This window comes from Sphingobium chlorophenolicum (genome assembly GCF_000722875.1).
GTDB classification, from domain to species: Bacteria; Pseudomonadota; Alphaproteobacteria; order Sphingomonadales; family Sphingomonadaceae; genus Sphingobium; species Sphingobium chlorophenolicum.
Genome location: NZ_JFHR01000006.1, coordinates 60,943 through 78,179, shown reverse-complemented (window position 1 = coordinate 78,179; position 17,237 = coordinate 60,943). Strand labels below are relative to the sequence as shown.

The 17,237-nt window shown below is 64.1% G+C and carries 17 protein-coding genes; 9 read left to right on the top strand and 8 right to left on the bottom strand.

Going from position 1 to position 17,237, the window contains the following annotated elements; genetic code table 11:
* Positions 1–167: 167 nt before the first annotated feature.
* Genes BV95_RS03930 through BV95_RS03920 form a run of 3 tightly spaced genes read right to left on the bottom strand, consistent with a single transcriptional unit; the run spans position 168 to position 1,847 of the window.
* Complete coding sequence (locus BV95_RS03930) at positions 168–449, bottom strand: acylphosphatase (protein WP_037447926.1); 282 nt, start codon at positions 447–449, stop codon at positions 168–170.
* Complete coding sequence (locus BV95_RS03925; protein WP_037447719.1) at positions 449–1,195, bottom strand: NYN domain-containing protein; 747 nt, start codon at positions 1,193–1,195, stop codon at positions 449–451. Before BV95_RS03925 ends, BV95_RS03930 begins: the two co-directional genes overlap by 1 nt.
* 1 nt (position 1,196) lies before the next feature.
* The gene (locus BV95_RS03920) at positions 1,197–1,847 is read right to left on the bottom strand and encodes a carbonic anhydrase (RefSeq protein ID WP_037447923.1); all 651 of its coding nucleotides are present in this window, start codon (positions 1,845–1,847) and stop codon (positions 1,197–1,199) included.
* 20 nt (positions 1,848–1,867) lie between these two features.
* Between BV95_RS03920 and lipA the strand changes: the two genes are divergently transcribed.
* Both lipA and BV95_RS03910 read left to right on the top strand, forming a co-directional pair.
* Complete coding sequence (lipA, locus tag BV95_RS03915; protein WP_037447716.1) at positions 1,868–2,839, top strand: lipoyl synthase; 972 nt, start codon at positions 1,868–1,870, stop codon at positions 2,837–2,839.
* A 5-nt stretch (positions 2,840–2,844) separates the two neighbouring features.
* A complete protein-coding gene (locus BV95_RS03910) occupies positions 2,845–3,321 on the top strand; it encodes a type II toxin-antitoxin system RatA family toxin (RefSeq protein ID WP_037447713.1) in 477 nt (158 codons plus the stop codon).
* Here the strand turns inward: BV95_RS03910 and BV95_RS03905 are convergent.
* Together BV95_RS03905 and BV95_RS03900 are read right to left on the bottom strand one after the other, a co-directional pair.
* Positions 3,267–3,785 carry a CinA family protein gene (locus BV95_RS03905; protein ID WP_013846660.1) on the bottom strand — a complete coding sequence of 173 codons (519 nt, stop codon included), beginning with the start codon at positions 3,783–3,785 and terminating at the stop codon, positions 3,267–3,269. The two genes, BV95_RS03910 and BV95_RS03905, sit on opposite strands and share 55 nt — an antisense overlap.
* Before the next feature lie 5 nt (positions 3,786–3,790).
* The gene (locus BV95_RS03900) at positions 3,791–4,957 is read right to left on the bottom strand and encodes a bifunctional 2-C-methyl-D-erythritol 4-phosphate cytidylyltransferase/2-C-methyl-D-erythritol 2,4-cyclodiphosphate synthase (RefSeq protein WP_037447711.1); all 1,167 of its coding nucleotides are present in this window, start codon (positions 4,955–4,957) and stop codon (positions 3,791–3,793) included.
* A gap of 106 nt (positions 4,958–5,063) precedes the next feature.
* On the opposite strand from BV95_RS03900, the gene dusB reads away from it, so the two are divergent.
* The 7 genes from dusB (at position 5,064) to hflX (ending at position 14,391) form a co-directional block, all read left to right on the top strand.
* Positions 5,064–6,083 carry a tRNA dihydrouridine synthase DusB gene (gene dusB / locus BV95_RS03895; protein WP_037447708.1) on the top strand — a complete coding sequence of 340 codons (1,020 nt, stop codon included), beginning with the start codon at positions 5,064–5,066 and terminating at the stop codon, positions 6,081–6,083.
* Complete coding sequence (locus BV95_RS03890; protein ID WP_037447706.1) at positions 6,080–7,189, top strand: two-component system sensor histidine kinase NtrB; 1,110 nt, start codon at positions 6,080–6,082, stop codon at positions 7,187–7,189. Before dusB ends, BV95_RS03890 begins: the two co-directional genes overlap by 4 nt.
* The gene (gene ntrC, locus BV95_RS03885) at positions 7,189–8,634 is read left to right on the top strand and encodes a nitrogen regulation protein NR(I) (protein ID WP_037447704.1); all 1,446 of its coding nucleotides are present in this window, start codon (positions 7,189–7,191) and stop codon (positions 8,632–8,634) included. The genes BV95_RS03890 and ntrC overlap by 1 nt, the downstream gene beginning before the upstream one ends.
* 97 nt (positions 8,635–8,731) lie before the next feature.
* Positions 8,732–10,996: a HAMP domain-containing histidine kinase gene (locus tag BV95_RS03880; protein WP_037447702.1), complete on the top strand. Its 2,265-nt coding sequence runs from the start codon at positions 8,732–8,734 to the stop codon at positions 10,994–10,996.
* Positions 10,986–12,359 carry a nitrogen assimilation response regulator NtrX gene (gene ntrX / locus BV95_RS03875; protein ID WP_037447699.1) on the top strand — a complete coding sequence of 458 codons (1,374 nt, stop codon included), beginning with the start codon at positions 10,986–10,988 and terminating at the stop codon, positions 12,357–12,359. Before BV95_RS03880 ends, ntrX begins: the two co-directional genes overlap by 11 nt.
* A 143-nt stretch (positions 12,360–12,502) precedes the next feature.
* A complete protein-coding gene (gene hfq, locus BV95_RS03870) occupies positions 12,503–12,997 on the top strand; it encodes an RNA chaperone Hfq (RefSeq protein ID WP_255265387.1) in 495 nt (164 codons plus the stop codon).
* A gap of 65 nt (positions 12,998–13,062) precedes the next feature.
* Positions 13,063–14,391 (top strand): GTPase HflX, encoded by a 1,329-nt coding sequence (gene hflX / locus BV95_RS03865; protein WP_037447693.1) that lies wholly within the window; start codon positions 13,063–13,065, stop codon positions 14,389–14,391.
* A gap of 12 nt (positions 14,392–14,403) precedes the next feature.
* Here hflX and mazG read toward each other — a convergent pair whose 3' ends face one another.
* The 3 genes from mazG to BV95_RS03850 all read right to left on the bottom strand — a co-directional run bounded on the left by mazG (position 14,404) and on the right by BV95_RS03850 (position 17,231).
* Positions 14,404–15,192: a nucleoside triphosphate pyrophosphohydrolase gene (gene mazG / locus BV95_RS03860; protein WP_037447690.1), complete on the bottom strand. Its 789-nt coding sequence runs from the start codon at positions 15,190–15,192 to the stop codon at positions 14,404–14,406.
* A gap of 111 nt (positions 15,193–15,303) precedes the next feature.
* Positions 15,304–16,599, bottom strand: a complete 1,296-nt coding sequence (locus tag BV95_RS03855) for an MFS transporter (protein WP_037447687.1) — start codon at positions 16,597–16,599, stop codon at positions 15,304–15,306.
* Positions 16,596–17,231 (bottom strand): retropepsin-like aspartic protease family protein, encoded by a 636-nt coding sequence (locus BV95_RS03850; RefSeq protein ID WP_037447684.1) that lies wholly within the window; start codon positions 17,229–17,231, stop codon positions 16,596–16,598. Before BV95_RS03850 ends, BV95_RS03855 begins: the two co-directional genes overlap by 4 nt.
* Between the last annotated feature and the right edge of the window lie 6 nt (positions 17,232–17,237).

Here is a 17,237-nt window from a genome sequence, read left to right as displayed (position 1 = left end):
CCTACGCGGAGCGTGGGGAGGGGGACCGCCGCCGAAGGCGGTGGTGGAGGGAAATTCGGAGGTCGTGCCCCATTCCCCTCCACCACGCTTCGCGCGGTCCCCTCCCCATCTTCCGATGGGGAGGAATAGAAGCGCCTTTTGCTGTCGCCAGCCCCGTGGCGCTTCAGTCAGCAGGTAGGCCGCTTCTGAAAGGATGCGAGTCCCTCGACATCCACAACCGCCGCATCAATCCGCGTCACATGCGCCGCGGGAGGCCCCTCATGGGCGAGGGCGATGAATTGTTCCACCGCTTCCTCGGCCCCTTCCACCAGCGCTTCGACGCTGCCGTCCATGCGGTTGCGGACCCAGCCCGCGAGGCCAAGGCTGTTCGCCCTTTCCACGGCCCAGTTGCGGTAGAACACGCCCTGCACCCGGCCAAGGATCGTCAGATGCCGGGCGATGACGGCCATCAATGCACCCGCTTGATCCAGGTCTGGCCGTCGCGGCTTTCCACCTTGAAATTCTTGATCGAGCGGACGAGGTCCGACAGGCGCTTGAAACCGTAATTGCGCGTGTCGAAGCTGGAACGGTTGCCCGCAAGCTGGCCCACTTCGCTTAAGCGGGCAAAGCCCTGATCGTCGCGCTTCACCGCATTATAGGCGTCGATCAGCAGCTTGACGAGGTCGGGCGCGACCTCCGTGCCGCCGGGGGCTTCAGCTTCGGCATCGGCTTCGTCGCTCGGAACCTCCTGCTCGACCGGCGCTTCCCGCGCACTGGTCAGCGCGCCCACGTCGATGAAGCGGGTGCAGGCGCTGCGGAAGGCTTGCGGCGTCTTGTCCGTCCCGAAGCCGTAGACCGGCAGCCCCTCCTGCCGGATGCGGGTGACGAGCGGGGTGAAATCGCTGTCGCTCGACATCAGGCCGAAACCGGTGACGCGGCCCGACGCCATCAAGTCCATGGCGTCGATGGTCATCTTCATGTCGGTGGCGTTCTTGCCCTTGGTGAGGTCGAACTGCTGCTGCGTCTCTATGGCCTGGGTCACGGCCTGCCGCGCCCAGCCCTTGAGCGCGGGCTTGCTCCAATTGCCGTAGGCGCGGCGGATATTGACGGTGCCCAGTTCCGCCAGCACCGTCAGCACCGGATCGAAATGATCGGCGGAAACATTGTCGGCGTCGATCAGCAGGGCAATGTTGCCGCTGGGGATCGGCGCCGTCATGTCAGGCGTCCAGCGGCGCGGGATGGAATTCGCCGCTTGCCTCGTCCAGCAGGTGGAGCTGGCCGTCGGCGATGGCGAAGAAGGCGCCGACCAGCTTGAGTTCGCCCTGGCGTTCCTTGACTCGGACGCAGGGGAAGGTGCGCAGATTGGCGAGGCTGACCTTCACCCCTTCATGTTCCATGGCGCGTTCGGCGTTGCGGCTGCGGTCGTCGCCGAAGCGCTCCACGACCTTTTCCCGCGCTTCGTCCAGCAATTCGATCCAGTTGTGGATGAAGCCGCCTTCACCCGGAGGCGCGTCCTTCAGCGAATGGCTGAGCGCCGCCTTGCAGCCGCCGCATTTGCCATGGCCCATGACGACAATCTCGCCCACCTTCAGCACCTGGACGGCGAATTCCAGCGCAGCCGACACGCCATGGCGGCCGGGATTGGTTTCGAAGGGCGGCACCAGCGCGGCGACGTTGCGGACCACGAAAATCTCGCCGGGGCTGGTGTCGAAGATCTGCGCGGGATCGACTCGGCTGTCGGAACAGGCGATCACCATGACGCGGGGGCTTTGCCCTTCACTGAGTTCGTCCCATCGCCCGCGCTGCTGGGTCCAGCCGGTGTTGCGGAAGCGGCGATAGCCGGCGAGCATATCAGCGAAATCAGTCATGCGCTGGTCTGTGCCGAACAATGATGGGGCTGGCAAGAGCGCGCTTGCATCGCTATCTGGGGCGCATGAACGATATCGCCCCTGCCAATCGCCCCGAACGCGTTCGCAAGCCCGACTGGATTCGCGTGAAGGCGCCGACCAGCCCCGGCTATCATGAGACGCGCAAGCTGATGCGGGCGAAGGGGCTTGCGACGGTGTGCGAGGAAGCGGCCTGCCCGAATATCGGCGAGTGCTGGACCAAGAAACACGCCACCGTGATGATTTTGGGCGATGTCTGCACGCGGGCCTGCGCCTTTTGCAACGTCAAGACCGGCATGCCGCGCAAGGTCGATCCCAATGAGCCGCAGAATCTGGCCGATGCCTGCGCGGAGATGGGGCTGGAACATATCGTCATCACCTCGGTCGACCGCGACGACCTGCCCGATGGCGGCGCTTCGCAGTTCGTGAAGGTGATCGAGGCGCTGCGCCGCACGACTCCGGACACGACCATCGAAATCCTGACGCCGGATTTCCGCAACAAGCATGAGCGGGCCGTCGAGATGATCGTCGCGGCGCGGCCGGACGTCTATAATCACAATCTGGAGACGGTGCCTCGGCTCTATCCGACCATCCGGCCCGGTGCGCGCTATTATGCGTCGCTGCGGCTGCTGGAGACGGTGAAGAAGCTGGACCCGTCGATCTTCACCAAGTCGGGGGTCATGCTGGGCCTGGGCGAGGAACGGCTGGAGGTTCATCAGGTGATGGACGACATGCGCTCCGCCGACATCGACTTCCTGACCATGGGGCAATATCTCCAGCCCACGCCCAAGCACGCCAAGGTAATGGAATTCGTCACTCCGGCGGCATTCAACGCCTATGCGGCGATTGCGCGGGCCAAGGGCTTTTTGCAGGTGGCTTCCAGCCCGCTCACGCGGTCCAGCTATCATGCGGGCAAGGATTTCGCCGAAATGCGCGCCGCTCGCGAGGCGCAACTGGCGAAGGCCGTCAAGTAAGCTCCATGCCCAAGCATAACGAAACAAGGCCGCTTCCCTACACGCCCGAACAGATGTTCGACCTGGTCGCGAATGTGGAGGCCTATCCCGAATTCCTGCCCTGGGTCAGCGCGATCCGGGTGCGGTCCGACAGCGAGTCGGAAATGGTCGCGGACATGATCGTCGGCTTCAAGGGGATCAAGGAGAGCTTCACCTCCCGCGTGCACAAGCATCGGCCGGACCATGTGCGGGTCGATTATCTCGACGGGCCGTTGAAGCATCTCCACAATGAATGGAATTTCCGCGACGACGGCAAGGGCGGGGTGCTTGTGGATTTCGAGGTCGAGTTCGAATTCAAGAACCGGCTGTTCGAAATGCTGGCGGGCCAGATGTTCGACAAGGCGCTGCGCAAGATGATCGGCGCGTTCGAGACCCGCGCCGCTGAACTTTACGGCGCGGACGAGTCGGGCAGCAGCAGTTCGAGCGCGCAAAGCGCCGCCTGAAGGCGCACGCCGCCCCGGCCAGTATCCCCGAAATGATGCATGTCGGCCACGATCTTGTCGGGGCTGGCGCCGCGTTCGGCGCGGGCGAAGACGACGGTGCCGACGGGCTTTTGTTCCGAACCGCCGCCGGGTCCGGCTATGCCGGTGATGGCGACGGCGACATTGGCGTGGCTCTTGGTGAGCGCGCCCTGCGCCATGGCCCAGGCGGTGGCGATGGAAACCGCGCCGAAGGTTTCGATGACATCCTGCGAAACTTTTAGAAGTTCGCTCTTCATATCATTGGAATAAGTGATGAAACCGGCTTCAAACACTTCCGAGGAACCGGCAATCTCCGTCAGCGCGGCGGAGACGAGGCCGCCGGTGCAGCTTTCCGCCACGGCGATGGTGCGACCGGCGCGGCGGTTGGCGATGATGACGCGTTCGGCCAGTTCGACCAGCGGCGCGGGAAGGATGTTATCGGGCATGGCGATCAGAATAGCGCGGGGAGGGAGAGGGTGGCAACAGCCTGTGCGGCGATGCCTTCGCGGCGTCCGGCAAAGCCCAGCCGCTCGGTCGTGGTCGCCTTCACGCTGATCCGGTCGAGCGACAGGCCCAGTATTTCCGCGATCCGGTCCCGCATCGCGTCCCGATGCGGGCCAATTTTCGGTGCTTCACAGATCAGCGTCAGGTCGACATGTTCGATGAAGCCGTCCCGTTTTGCGACGCGCTCCGCCGCATATTCCAGGAACCGGGAGGAAGCGACTCCGCGCCATTGCGGGTCGGAAGGCGGGAAATGGCTGCCGATGTCGCCATCCGCCAGCGCGCCGAGCAGCGCGTCGACCAGAGCGTGGATCGCCACGTCAGCGTCGCTATGGCCAGCAAGGCCCCGATCATGGGGAATGCGGACGCCGCAGAGCCACAGCTCCTCTTCGGGCGCGAGCCGGTGGACGTCATAGCCCATGCCGGTTCGGATGCTGCGTGCCGTGCCCAGCCGGGCCTCGGCGCGGAGGAAATCTTCGGCGTAGGTCAATTTTTCCAGCCTTTCGTCGCCAGCGACCAATATGACGTCATGGCCCGCATGGCGCATGATCTGGGCATCGTCGGTTGCTTCCCTTGCGCTGTCCCAGGCCCGGTGGGCGGTCAGGATCGCGTCGAAATGGAAGGCCTGCGGGGTCTGGACGCGGGCCAGCCCGTTACGGTCCACGATATTCCCGGCGCGGTCCGCTTCGTTCCTGACGAGCGTGTCCGTGACGGGCAGGGTGGGGATCGCTCCGGGTGCCTCAGCCAAGGCGGAGAGCAGCCGGTCGATCACCGCACCGGGTAGAAATGGACGGGCCGCATCATGGATGAGGATGCGCGCCGCGCTGCCGGTGGATGCGATATGCTCCAGCCCTGCGCGGACCGATCCGCGACGGCTGTCTGCGCCCTGGACGATGGCCGCGACCGGGCGGTCCCCGATGGCTTTGCGCGCTTCGACTTCCTGACCGGGGCCGATGACGAGGATGATGGAGTCGATGGCCGGGTGCCGGGCCAGCGCATCGACCGCATGGGCCAGGACGGGCTTGCCGCCGATCAGCCGGAATTGCTTGGCAATGTCGCCGCCTGCGCGGCTGCCCTGTCCTGCTGCGACCAGCAATGCGACGCTTTTGTCTGTCATGGCCGCGCCTGTATCGCAGCATGGAGCGGATCGCCAGACCCGGCTTGCTTGCCGTTGGCCCGGAATTCGGCTAAGGGCTGCCTGTTTTTTAGGCAGTGATGGTTTGATGCAGACGCTTTCTCCGATTTCCATTGGTCCCGTGACGATCGACATGCCGGTCGTGCTGGCCCCGATGACGGGCGTGACGGACATGCCGTTCCGCACGCTGGTGCGGCGTTACGGCTCCGGCCTCAACGTGACGGAGATGATCGCCACGGCAGCGATGATTCGCGAGACGCGCCAGTCCTTGCAGAAGGCCGCCTGGCATCCGCTGGAGGAACCGGTGTCGATGCAGTTGGCCGGTTGCTCACCCGCCGAAATGGCGGAAGCGGCGAAGCTGAACGCGGATCGCGGCGCTGCGATCATCGACATCAATATGGGCTGTCCGGTGAAGAAGGTCGTGAACGGCGATGCGGGCAGCGCATTGATGCGCGACCTGCCGCTGGCGGCTTCGCTGATCGAGGCGACGGTGAAGGCAGTGGACGTGCCCGTCACGGTCAAGATGCGCATGGGCTGGGACCATGCCAGCCTGAACGCGCCGGAACTGGCCCGGATCGCGGAGGATCTGGGCGCGAAGCTGATCACGGTGCATGGCCGCACCCGCTGCCAGATGTACAAGGGATCGGCGGACTGGGCTTTCGTGCGGAACGTCAAGGAGGCCGTGTCGCTGCCGGTGATCGTCAATGGCGACATCTGTTCCATCGACGACGCGGAAACCGCGCTTGAGCAGAGCGGCGCGGACGGCGTGATGATCGGGCGGGGCGCCTATGGGCGGCCGTGGCTGATCGGTCAGGTGATGCACTGGTTCCGCACCGGGGAGCGGCTGGCCGATCCCTCGCTGGAAGAGCAATATCGTGTGATTACAGAACATTATCGCGCAATGCTGGAACATTATGACAATCATACCGGCGTCAACATGGCCCGCAAGCATATCGGCTGGTACACCAAGGGCCTGCCGGGTTCGGCCGAATTCCGCAACGCCGTGAACCAGGAGCCGGAAGGCGATGTCGTGCTGGACATGCTGGCGGGTTTCTACGAACCGCTGATCGCCGACGATGGGCTGGTCGAGACGCGCAAGGCGGCATGACGGCGGATATGACGACCATCCCGCCGCTTCGATCGGAACAGGATGGGCCGGCGCTTTCCGAATTGATGACGGCGCTGCCGGTGGCGACGCTAGTCGTGCGGCCGGACAACAGCATTGCCGACGCCAATGTGCGGGCGGAAACGCTGCTGAACATGGCGCGTTCGGCCATTGTCGGCAGTGACGTGTCGCGCACGATCCGCATGGCCGACATGGGCGCGCGCTTCGACATATGGCACAGCAACAAGCCGATCTCGGCCTATGACGTTCGCGTCCATGCCGGGCGGACGGCGGAGATGGAGGTCGACCTGATGATCGCCCCCATCGTCGACCATGACGGCTGGCGCGTTGTGTCGATCCACAGCCAGAGCCAGGCGCGCAAGATCGGCCACCGCGGCACGGCTGGCGGCGCGAGGTCGGCCATGGGCGCGGCCGCGATCCTGGCGCATGAGATCAAGAACCCGCTGTCGGGCATCCGGGGCGCGGCGCAATTGCTGGAGTCCGGCAATGGCGGGCGGGATGCGGCGCTGACGCAACTCATCTGCAACGAGGTGGATCGCATCGCCGCGCTGATCGACCGGATGCAGGATTTCACCACCGACCGCACGCTGGAATGCCGCGCCGGGAACATCTATCCGCTGATCGACCGGGCTGCCAATATTGCCGCTGCCGGTTTTGCAAAAAATATCCGTATTATAAAGAGATATGACCCATCCCTGCCATTCGCCGTCATCAATGACGATGCGCTAGTGCAGGTGATGATCAACCTGCTGAAAAATGCGGCTGAGGCGCTGGAGCATACGGCCAAGCCGAAAATCCGGGTGGAGACGGCCTTTCGCCACGGCGTGTCTGTCGTGGTCGGGAAGGGGAAGGGCAGCGCCGTGCTGCCGATAGAGATATTGGTGGTGGATAATGGGCCGGGCGTGCCGGAACATATTCTCGACCATCTGTTCAACCCCTTCATCACCGGAAGGCGGGATGGGACGGGATTGGGGCTGGCGCTGGTAGACAAGCTGGTGCGCGACATGAACGGCTTCGTGCAATATTCGCGGGACAGGGAAGCGGGGGAATCGACCTTCCGCATCCTGCTGCCGATGGGAATGGGATGATGGCGGCGACAGGCGCGATTTTGGTGGTGGACGACGATCCGGCGATCTGCGTGGTCGTCGGCGAAGCGCTGCGGCGGCAGGGGTACAGGGTCAAGACGGCGGCCTCCATCCGGGAGCGCGGCGCGCTGCTGGACAGCTTTTCGCCCGACGTGCTGATCACCGACGTTATGCTGCCCGACGGCGACGGTCTGGACGGCATATCGGAGATTCTGGAGCGCAGACCCGCGCTCAGCATCATCATCCTGTCGGCGCAGAATACGTTGAACACCGCCATCCGCGCTACGGAAAAGGGCGCGTTCGAATATCTGCCCAAGCCCTTCGACCTCAACGAACTGACGCGGGCCGTCTCCGATGCCATCGGCGCGGGGAAGGGCGCGGATGAGGAAGCGTTCGACGCGGGCCTGCCGCATGACGGCCTGCCGCTGGTCGGGCGATCTCCCGCAATGCAGGAGGTGTATCGGACCATCGCCCGCGTGCTGTCGAACGACCTCAGCATATTGGTGCTGGGCGAATCCGGGACGGGCAAGGAATTGGTGGCGGAGGCGATCCACAGCCTTGGCCAGCGCCGGACCAAGCCCTTCGTGCCGATCAACATGGCCGCCATCCCGCGCGAATTGATCGAGGCGGAACTGTTCGGTTACGAAAAGGGCGCCTTCACCGGCGCCCATGCCCGCACCGCCGGCAAGTTCGAGCAGGCGCAGGGCGGCACCCTGTTCCTGGACGAAATCGGCGACATGCCGATGGAGGCGCAGACGCGGCTGCTGCGCGTCCTGCAGTCCGGTGAGGTGACCACCGTGGGCGGGTCGAAATCGGTGAAGGTCGATGTCCGCATCATCGCCGCGACCAACAAGGATTTGTCCAGGCTGATCGAGGAAAATCGTTTTCGGCAGGATCTGTACTACCGGCTGAACGTGGTGCCCGTGGCGCTCCCCGCGCTGCGTGAACGGCGGGAGGATGTGATCCTGCTCGCCCGCCATTTCCTGGATCGGGCCGCGCAGGACGGGCTGCCGCGCAAATCGCTGTCGGAGGATGCGGCGCAATTGCTGATGGCCTATCACTGGCCCGGCAATGTCCGCGAATTGCAGAATATGATGCAGCGGCTGGCGGTGCTGAGCCGGGAAAATGTGATCAACGCGGACCTGCTGCGTAACAGCCTGCCGCTGGACGCCGTGCCCGCCGACTATGCCGCCCCCGGCAATTTGCTGGGCCAGGCGGTGCGCGAATGGGCGAAGCGGCAGTTGGGCATCGGCCTCAGCCAGCCGAACCGCAACCTGCATGACGACCTGCTGGCCGTGGTCGAGCCGATATTGTTCCAGGAAACGCTGGCGAGCGTCGACGGGAATCAGATTCGGGCGGCGGGGCTGCTGGGCATCAACCGGAACACGTTGCGCAAGAAGCTGACCGACTATGGGCTGGACCCGTTGCAGCTTCGGATCGGCGATTGAAGGGCGGCGACGAACCGAAAGCGCTTTTCGACCGAAGGCCCGGCTACGGTCAATTACTGTGTTTGATCGGGCACAACAATGTTGTAACCAAGCCACTATGGAAGGCGCAGTGACTCTCCCCACGCGGGGCCGGGCATGGAAAAGGCATTTCCCCCTTTTCCTGCGTCGCCGCCTTGCCACGGTGGTGGAGGCGGTGACCCTTGTCCTGTTCCTGGGAATGGCGGGGATCACTTATTTCCTGCTGACGGGGCAGGGGCAAAGCTACACATTGCTGACGCCGCCGATCGTGGCGCTGCTGCTGGTCGCCAATCTGGTGCCTGCCATCGCGCTGCTGGTGCTGCTCGGGCGGCGGGTGGCGAAGCGGCGGGCCGCGCAATCGGCCATCGGCAGCGACGGGCAGTTGCACGTCCGGCTGGTGGCGATCTTCTCCATCGTCGCCAGCGTGCCGATGCTGCTGGTGGTGATCTTCGCATCGCTGCTGTTCCAATATGGCGTGCAATTCTGGTTTTCCGACAGTGCGCGGGGCATGCTGCAAAATGCGAGCGACCTGGCGCGGGGCTATTATGAGCAGAATCTGCGCGATGTCCGCGACGAGACCGTCACCATGGCGAGCGACCTGCGCGACTATCTGGCCCAGTCCAACGTCTCCAGCCCGCGCTTTGCCGAGGGCTATATCTATCAGGTGGTGACGCGGAAGCTGAACCGGTCCGCGATCATAGAGATCGGCAAGGACGGCGTGGCCCGCACGGCGGCGACGGTCGATCCGGAAAGCAGGCCGGTGTCGGAGATGCTGACGCCCGATGTGGTCAAGCGGCTGGCGTCGGGCGAGGATGTCGTCGTCGCCGCCAAACCGAACCAGATTGAGGCGGTGACGCTGCTCTATCCGAACGCGAAAATCTACCTCTACGCCACCCGCGATTCCGGCTCGACGGCGTTCAGCAATGTGGAACGGGCGCAGAAGGTGTTGTCGGATTACGACATTTTTGCCGCGCAATCCCGCGCCTTGCAGTTGCGCTTCAACATATTGCTGTTCGTGGGGTCGCTGCTGCTGGTGGGCGTGGCGGTCTATATCGCGCTCAAGGTGGCGGACTGGATGGTGCAACCGGTCAACGAGCTGGTGATGGCGGCGCGGCGGATCACGGCGGGCGATCTGTCCGCCCGCGTGACCAGCCCGCAGGCGCGGGACGAGATCGGAACGCTTGCGTCCGCCTTCAACCGCATGACCCAGCGGCTGGAGGCGCAGACGGGCGCCCTGGTGGCGGCGAACAGCCAGTTGGACGAGCGCCGCGCCTTTATCGAGGCGATTCTGTCGGGCGTGTCGGCGGGAGTGCTGTCGGTCGACCGGGACGGCATCGTCCTGCTGCTCAACAGTTCGGCGGCGGACATATTGGTGCGGGAGGGCGACGATCCGGTTGGACGGCCGCTGACCGAGGTGTCGCAGGAACTGGCGGCGCTGATCGCGTCCGATGAAGATGCCGGGATCGTGCAGATCAGGGCGCATGGCGACGTGCGGACGCTGGCGGTGAAGGTGTCGGAGGATGCTTCGCGCCATATCCTGACCTTCGACGACATCACCCAGCAATTGTCCGACCAGCGCCGCGCCGCCTGGTCCGACGTGGCGCGGCGCATCGCGCATGAGATCAAGAATCCGCTCACGCCCATCCAGCTTGCCGCCGAACGGTTGCAGCGCCGCTATGCCGGGGAGGTGACGAGCGACAAGGCGACCTTTACCCGCCTGACCGGCACCATCGTGCGGCAGGTGGGCGACCTGCGGCGGATCGTGGACGAATTCTCATCCTTCGCCCGCATGCCCAAGCCCGTGTTCCGGCGCGAGCGGTTGGACGACATCGCCCGGCATGCGCTGTTCCTGCATGAAGTCGCGCATCCGGATATCCGGTTCGAATATCATTCCGTCGACGCCGATGTGGAAATGGTCTGCGACCGTCGGCAATTGGGGCAGGCTCTCACCAACATCGTCAAGAATGCGGTGGAGGCGATAGAGCCCAAGCCCGCCGCCGACGATGGCCAGTGGCGCGGCCATGTGTGCATGACGGTGGAGCATGATGAGGGCCATCTGCTGATCGAGGTGCGGGACAACGGCATCGGCCTGCCCCCTGAACGCGAGCGCATATTGGAACCCTATATGACCACGCGGACCAAGGGCACGGGCCTGGGCCTGGCCATCGTCAAGAAGATCGTCGAGGAACATATGGGCGAAATCCGCTTCGACGATGCCGAGGGGGGAGGGGCGCGGGTGACTTTGCGCTTCCCGGTCGCGGCGCTGGAAAAACTGGAAGAGGGGCAGGTGATCGCCTTGCCCCATGGGAAAACTCCTGGAAAAGTGACGGCCAATGGCGCTTGATATTCTGATAGTCGACGACGAAGAGGACATTCGCGATCTGGTCGCGGGCGTGCTGGAGGATGAAGGCTTCACCACCCGCACCGCCGCCAACAGCGACAGCGCGATAGAGGCGCTGGATTCGCGGCGGCCTTCGCTGGTGCTGCTGGACGTGTGGTTGCAGGGGTCGAAGCTGGACGGACTGGAACTGCTGGATGAGATCAAGCGGCGGGACGCCAGCATTCCGGTGCTGATGATATCCGGCCACGGCAATATCGACACCGCCGTCGCCGCCATCCGCAAGGGCGCGGCGGATTTCATCGAAAAGCCGTTCGAGGCGGATCGGCTGCTCCATCTGGTGTCGCGGGCGACCGAGACGGAGCGACTGCGGCGGGAAAATCAGGTGCTGCGCGCCCGTTTCGGGCAGGATGACGAACTGACCGGCACGTCGGCGGCCGTCAATGCCGTGCGGGCGACGATCAAGAAGGTGGCGGGCACCGGCAGCCGCGTGCTGATCTCCGGCCCGGCGGGCGTCGGCAAGGAAGTCGCGGCGCGCATGCTGCATAGCTGGAGCGGGCGGGCCGACGCGCCCTTCATCATCGTCGCCGCGGCCCGCATGGACCCGGATCGCGTCGAGGAAGAATTGTTCGGCGTCGAAGATCCCAGCGGCCTGGTTCGTCCCGGCTATCTGGAGCAGGCCCATGGCGGCACGCTCTATCTGGACGAAATCGCCGACATGCCGCTGACGACGCAGGCGAAGATATTGCGCGTGCTGACCGACCAGAGCTTCACCCGCGTCGGCGGGCAGCGGCAGGTGAAGGTGGATGTGCGCGTCATTTCCTCGACCGCGCTCAACCTGGCGACGGAGATTGAGGAGCGGAGGTTCCGCGAAGACCTCTTCTATCGGCTGAACGTGGTGCCGCTGGTGATCCCGCCTTTGGCCGAGCGGCGGGACGATATTCCGCCGCTGGTCGAACATTATCTCGCCCGCTTTGCCGCGGAACGTCGGGTGCCGCCGCCGGAAATCGCCAGCGACGCCATGGCCGCGTTGCAGGCCAATGAATGGCCCGGCAACGTCCGGCAACTGCGCAATGTCATCGAACGCACGATGATCCTGGCGCCGGGCGAGCGGATCGGCCGGATCGAACTGGACATGCTGCCCGCCGAACTCACCAGCAACGGCGGTTCGGACGGGATGGGCCAGTCCGCGATCATGGGCGCGCCGCTGCGCGAGGCGCGGGAAAGTTTCGAGCGCGAATATCTGCGCATCCAGATCAGGCGCTTTTCCGGCAATATCTCCCGCACCGCCACCTTCATCGGCATGGAGCGTTCGGCGCTCCACCGGAAGCTGAAGCTGCTGGGGATCACCGACGGCAAGGACGGTTGATCGCAGAAGGGCGCCTTTTACCCATTGGAGGCATGGACGGCTCTTCGCAATTGCGGTAGGTTCCACCTGCTCCCGACAGGCGGGGGCAGGCAAGACACTCTGCTTAAGGGTGCGAGAGCGGGTAACGTCCCGCCAATAAAGGAATGGTGAAGACCATGGCCGACAAAGTGAACAACCTTCAAGACATCTTCCTGAACAGCCTGCGCAAGAGCAAGACGCCGGTGACCATGTTCCTGGTCAAGGGCGTGAAGTTGCAGGGCATCATCACCTGGTTCGACAATTTCTCCGTACTGCTGCGGCGGGACGGCCAGTCGCAACTGGTGTACAAGCATGCGATTTCCACCGTCATGCCCGCCCAGTCCATGGACCTGACCGATCTGCGCAAGGCCAGCGACGGCAACGGCAAGTCGAAGCTGCTCCAAGAAATCTTCCTGAGCGCGGTGCGCAAGTCCGGCAGCCCCGTCACCATGTTCCTGGTGAACGGCGTCATGCTGCAGGGCGAAATCGCCGCCTTCGACCTGTTCTGCATGTTGCTGGAACGGGACGGCATGGTCCAGCTCGTCTACAAACATGCCATCTCCACGGTGCAGCCTTTGCACAATCTCGACCTGACCGGTGAAGGTGAGGGCGAGGATTGATCGCTTTTTCTTGTCCCCGCCCGGTTTCCAATGAAGCCGGCCGGGGCCGGAAGTGTTAAGCACCCATGGCCGTATTCAACCGGGATTCCGCTGATGAAGTGTCGCGTGGCGCGCGCGCCATTGTCGTGCGCGCCGATGTCCACGGGCCGGAGCGCCGCGACAGCGACGCCCGGCTGGAGGAGGCGCGGGGCCTTGCCCTTGCAATCGGCATCGACGTGCGGGCGGCGCAGGCCTTCCGCGTGCGCGACCGCAAGCCCGCCACGCTGTTCGGGAGCGGGCAGGTGGACCAGATCGCGACGCTGGCGCGGATGGAAGAGGCCGAACTGGTCATCGTCGACAATGCGCTCAGTCCCGTGCAGCAGAGCAATCTGGAAAAGGCGACCGAGACCAAGGTGATCGACCGGACCGGCCTGATCCTGGAGATTTTCGGCGAGCGGGCGGCCACCAACGAAGGTCGGTTGCAGGTCGAACTGGCGCATCTGGACTATCAGGCGGGGCGGCTGGTGCGAAGCTGGACCCACCTGGAGCGGCAACGCGGCGGCTTCGGCTTCCTCGGCGGTCCCGGCGAAACGCAGATCGAGGCCGACCGGCGGATGATCCGCGACCGGATGGCGAAAATCCGCCGCGAACTGGATCAGGTGACGAAGACGCGGGGCCTTCATCGGGCGCGGCGGCAGCGGGCGCCCTGGCCAGTGATCGCGCTGGTCGGCTACACCAATGCGGGCAAGTCGACCTTGTTCAACCGGATGACCGGCGCTGACGTCATGGCCGAGGATCTGCTGTTCGCCACGCTCGATCCCACCATGCGGCAGATTGCCCTGCCGGGTCTGGACAAGGCTATATTGTCCGACACGGTGGGCTTCGTTTCGGACCTGCCGACGCAGTTGATCGCGGCCTTCCGCGCAACTCTGGAAGAAGTTCTGTCGGCCGATCTGATCGTCCATGTCCGCGACATCGCCCATCCCGACAGCGACGCTCAGCGCGATGACGTCATCGATGTGCTGAGTGAATTGGGCTTGGCCGGAGAACAAGCGCTGGAAGGCGAGGGCAATGACCCGCCACCGATCATCGAGGCGTGGAACAAGCTGGACCTGCTGAACGATGAAGCGGCGGTGCTGGCGCATGAGACGGCGGCGCGACGGGATGACGTCGTGATCCTGTCGGCTTTGACGGGCGAGGGGGTGGATGACCTCCAGCGGGCGATCAGCGCGCGGCTGACGTCGGGCGCGCAGGTGCATCAGTTGCGCGTGCCGGTGGCCGATGGCGCGGCGGTGGCGTGGCTGCACGAACATGGCGAAGTGATCGCCAGCCGGGCAGACGGCGAGGATATGCTGGTGGAAGTCCGGCTATCGGACTCTGCGCTGGCGCGGTTCCTCAAGCGGCGGGAAAGTTGAGAGCAGCCCGTATCAGGGCCTCTTCAACTGCTGCTTCGCCTGCTGCCAAAGGGCTTCCTTCTCATCGAGGGAAAGGGCAGGAAAACCGCCGCCAGCCAGATTTTCCATGACGCGGAAGCGCCGGTCGAACTTGGCGTTGGCGGCGCGCAGGGCAACTTCCGGATCAACCTTCAAATGGCGGGCGAGGTTGACGACGGCGAAGAGCAGATCGCCTATTTCCTCTTCCCGATCCGCCTGGGATTCCGCCGCCTGCACTTCGGCCAATTCCTCCTCGACCTTGTCGATGGCGCCAACCGTATCCGGCCAGTCGAAACCCGTGCGGGCCGCTCGCTTTTGAATCTTTTCGGCGCGGAGCAGGGCGGGCAGCGCAATCGCCACGCCCGCGAGCGCGCTGGGGTCGGGTTCCTTTTCGGCCCGTTCAGCCGCCTTGATCGCTTCCCACTGGGCATGGCCGTCCTCGCGGGCTGCACCTTCCTCGAAGACATGCGGGTGGCGGCGGATCATCTTTTCCGTGATGGCGTCGATCACGTCCTGCAACGCGAAATGACCGCCCTGTTCCGCCATGCAGCTGTGAAAGGCGACCTGGAGGAGCAGGTCGCCCAGCTCGTCGCGCAACGCCGCCATGTCGTTGCGCTCTATGGCGTCGGCGACCTCATAGGCTTCCTCGATCGTATAGGGCGCGATGCTGGCGAAATCCTGTTCGATGTCCCACGGGCAGCCGGTTTCCGGATCGCGAAGCCGCGCCATGACATTGGCAAGCGGCATGATGTCGGCGGGACTCGCTGTGCGGGAGGAAGACATGCAGAACCTTTGAGATGATAATGGGAAATAGGACGCTGAGGGGACAATGGCCAGCCTTGCCCGTCGGCATATATTAGTTCGATAATAAGGATTATGTTAAATATCTATCCATCAATCTTCCAATATCCGGCTGTGCCTCTGGGTATCCCGCATCCGGATATATACGATCAGCGAAATGCCGATCATCACCGTGACATAGACATAGAATGCCTGTTCCATGCCCATCTTCTTGAACCACAGCGCGACGAATTCCGCCGTCCCGCCAAACAAGGTGTTGGCCAGCGCATATGGCAGCGCCACGCCCAGCGCCCGGATATGGGCCGGAAAAAGCTCCGCCTTCACGACGGCGTTGATCGACGTGTAGCCGGTGACGATGATCAGCCCCGCCATCACGAGCAAGCCCGCCAGCAACGGGTCTTTGGTGACGGCTAATGTCGCGAAGATCGGATAAGTGCAGATAACGCCCAGCACGCCGAAACCGATCATCAACGGCTTGCGTCCGATGCGATCAGAAAGCGCGCCCGCAAGCGGTTGAATCATCATAAAAAGAAACAGCGTTATCCCATTGATCTGAGACGCTGTTTCCCGGCTAAGTCCGCTGGTATTGACCAGGAATTTCTGCATGTAGATGGAATAGGCGTAGAAGGCGATGGTACCGCCCGCCGTCAGCAGCATCACTGTCAAAGTTTCCCTGGGGTGCCGGGTTACCAGTTCGATGAAGCCCGATTTGGGCGCGCCCTCCGCCCTGGCGATGGCAAAGCTCTGCGTTTCGGAAAGGCCGCGCCGGAGCCAGAAGACGATGACGGCCAGCGCCCCGCCGATCAGGAACGGAATACGCCATCCCCAGGCGTCGAGTTCGGCTTCGCTCAACGTCGCCTGGAGCAGTAGCAGGACGCAAATGGCGACCAATTGCCCGGCGATCAGCGTGACATACTGAAAGCTGGAGTAAAAACCGCGCCGGTTGCGGCCCGCCATTTCGGACAGATAGGTCGCGCTGGCGCCATATTCGCCGCCGATGGAAAGCCCCTGCATCAGCCGGGCCAGCACCAGCAGCAACGGCGCCCCCACCCCGATTGTCGCGTAGGAAGGCGTGACCGCGATCAGCAGAGAGCCGGCGCACATCAACGCGACGGACAGGGTCAGGCCGCTCTTTCGCCCATGGCGGTCGGCATAGACGCCCATCAGCCAGGCGCCGATGGGCCGCATCAGGAAACCCACGGCGAAAATGCCCGCGGCGCTCAGCAACTGGGCCGTGCGATCTTCGCTGGGAAAGAAATGCTGGGCGAAATAAAGGGTGAAGGCGGAATAGGCATACCAGTCATACCATTCCACCAGATTGCCGGTGGAACCGCCGATAATGGCTTTCAGGCGCTGGCGCTGGTCGGGCGCGGCAATCGATGACGTCATGGGGTCAGCACCATTTCCTTATCCTGCACGCCCCAGCTTTTCAGCCGCGACAACATGTTCATGCCGATCACGTTCACGTCGCCGAAGGCGGGCGAAATGACGATATCCAGGTCGCTGGTGCGGATCGGGCCGATGACGAGCGTCGCGATGGTGGAGCGTTTGGCGTCGATCTTGCCGTTGGCGGTCATCATGCCGACGCCGGGAGCGTTCAGGTCGAAATTCAGGCCGGATCCGCGGGCGGACGCCATGGACAGGGCCGTGACGCTGGCGCCGCTGTCGATCAGGAAGCGGGTCGGGGTGCCGTTCACCATGGCTTCCACCCAATAATGGCCGTCGGGCGCGACGGGAATGCGCAACGCCTGCCCTTCAGCCAGCGCTGCGGGGATGGGCGGCGGCCCGCCATCGCTGGCCGAGGCTGCGGGCCTGTCCCCTTCCCCTTCCAGTCGGCTGGAAAACAGGCCGAATTTCTCCCCCGCCTTGAACAGGCCGAGCAGCGTGGCGAAGATGACGATCCACAGCATCGCCATCCGCATGAGGCCGCCCATCGGCGCGCGCCGGGCCAACAGGGCCGATCCGACCAGGACGAGCGCCAGCACATACCAGAGACTGGACATCGCCTGATCGCCATCCATGCCCCC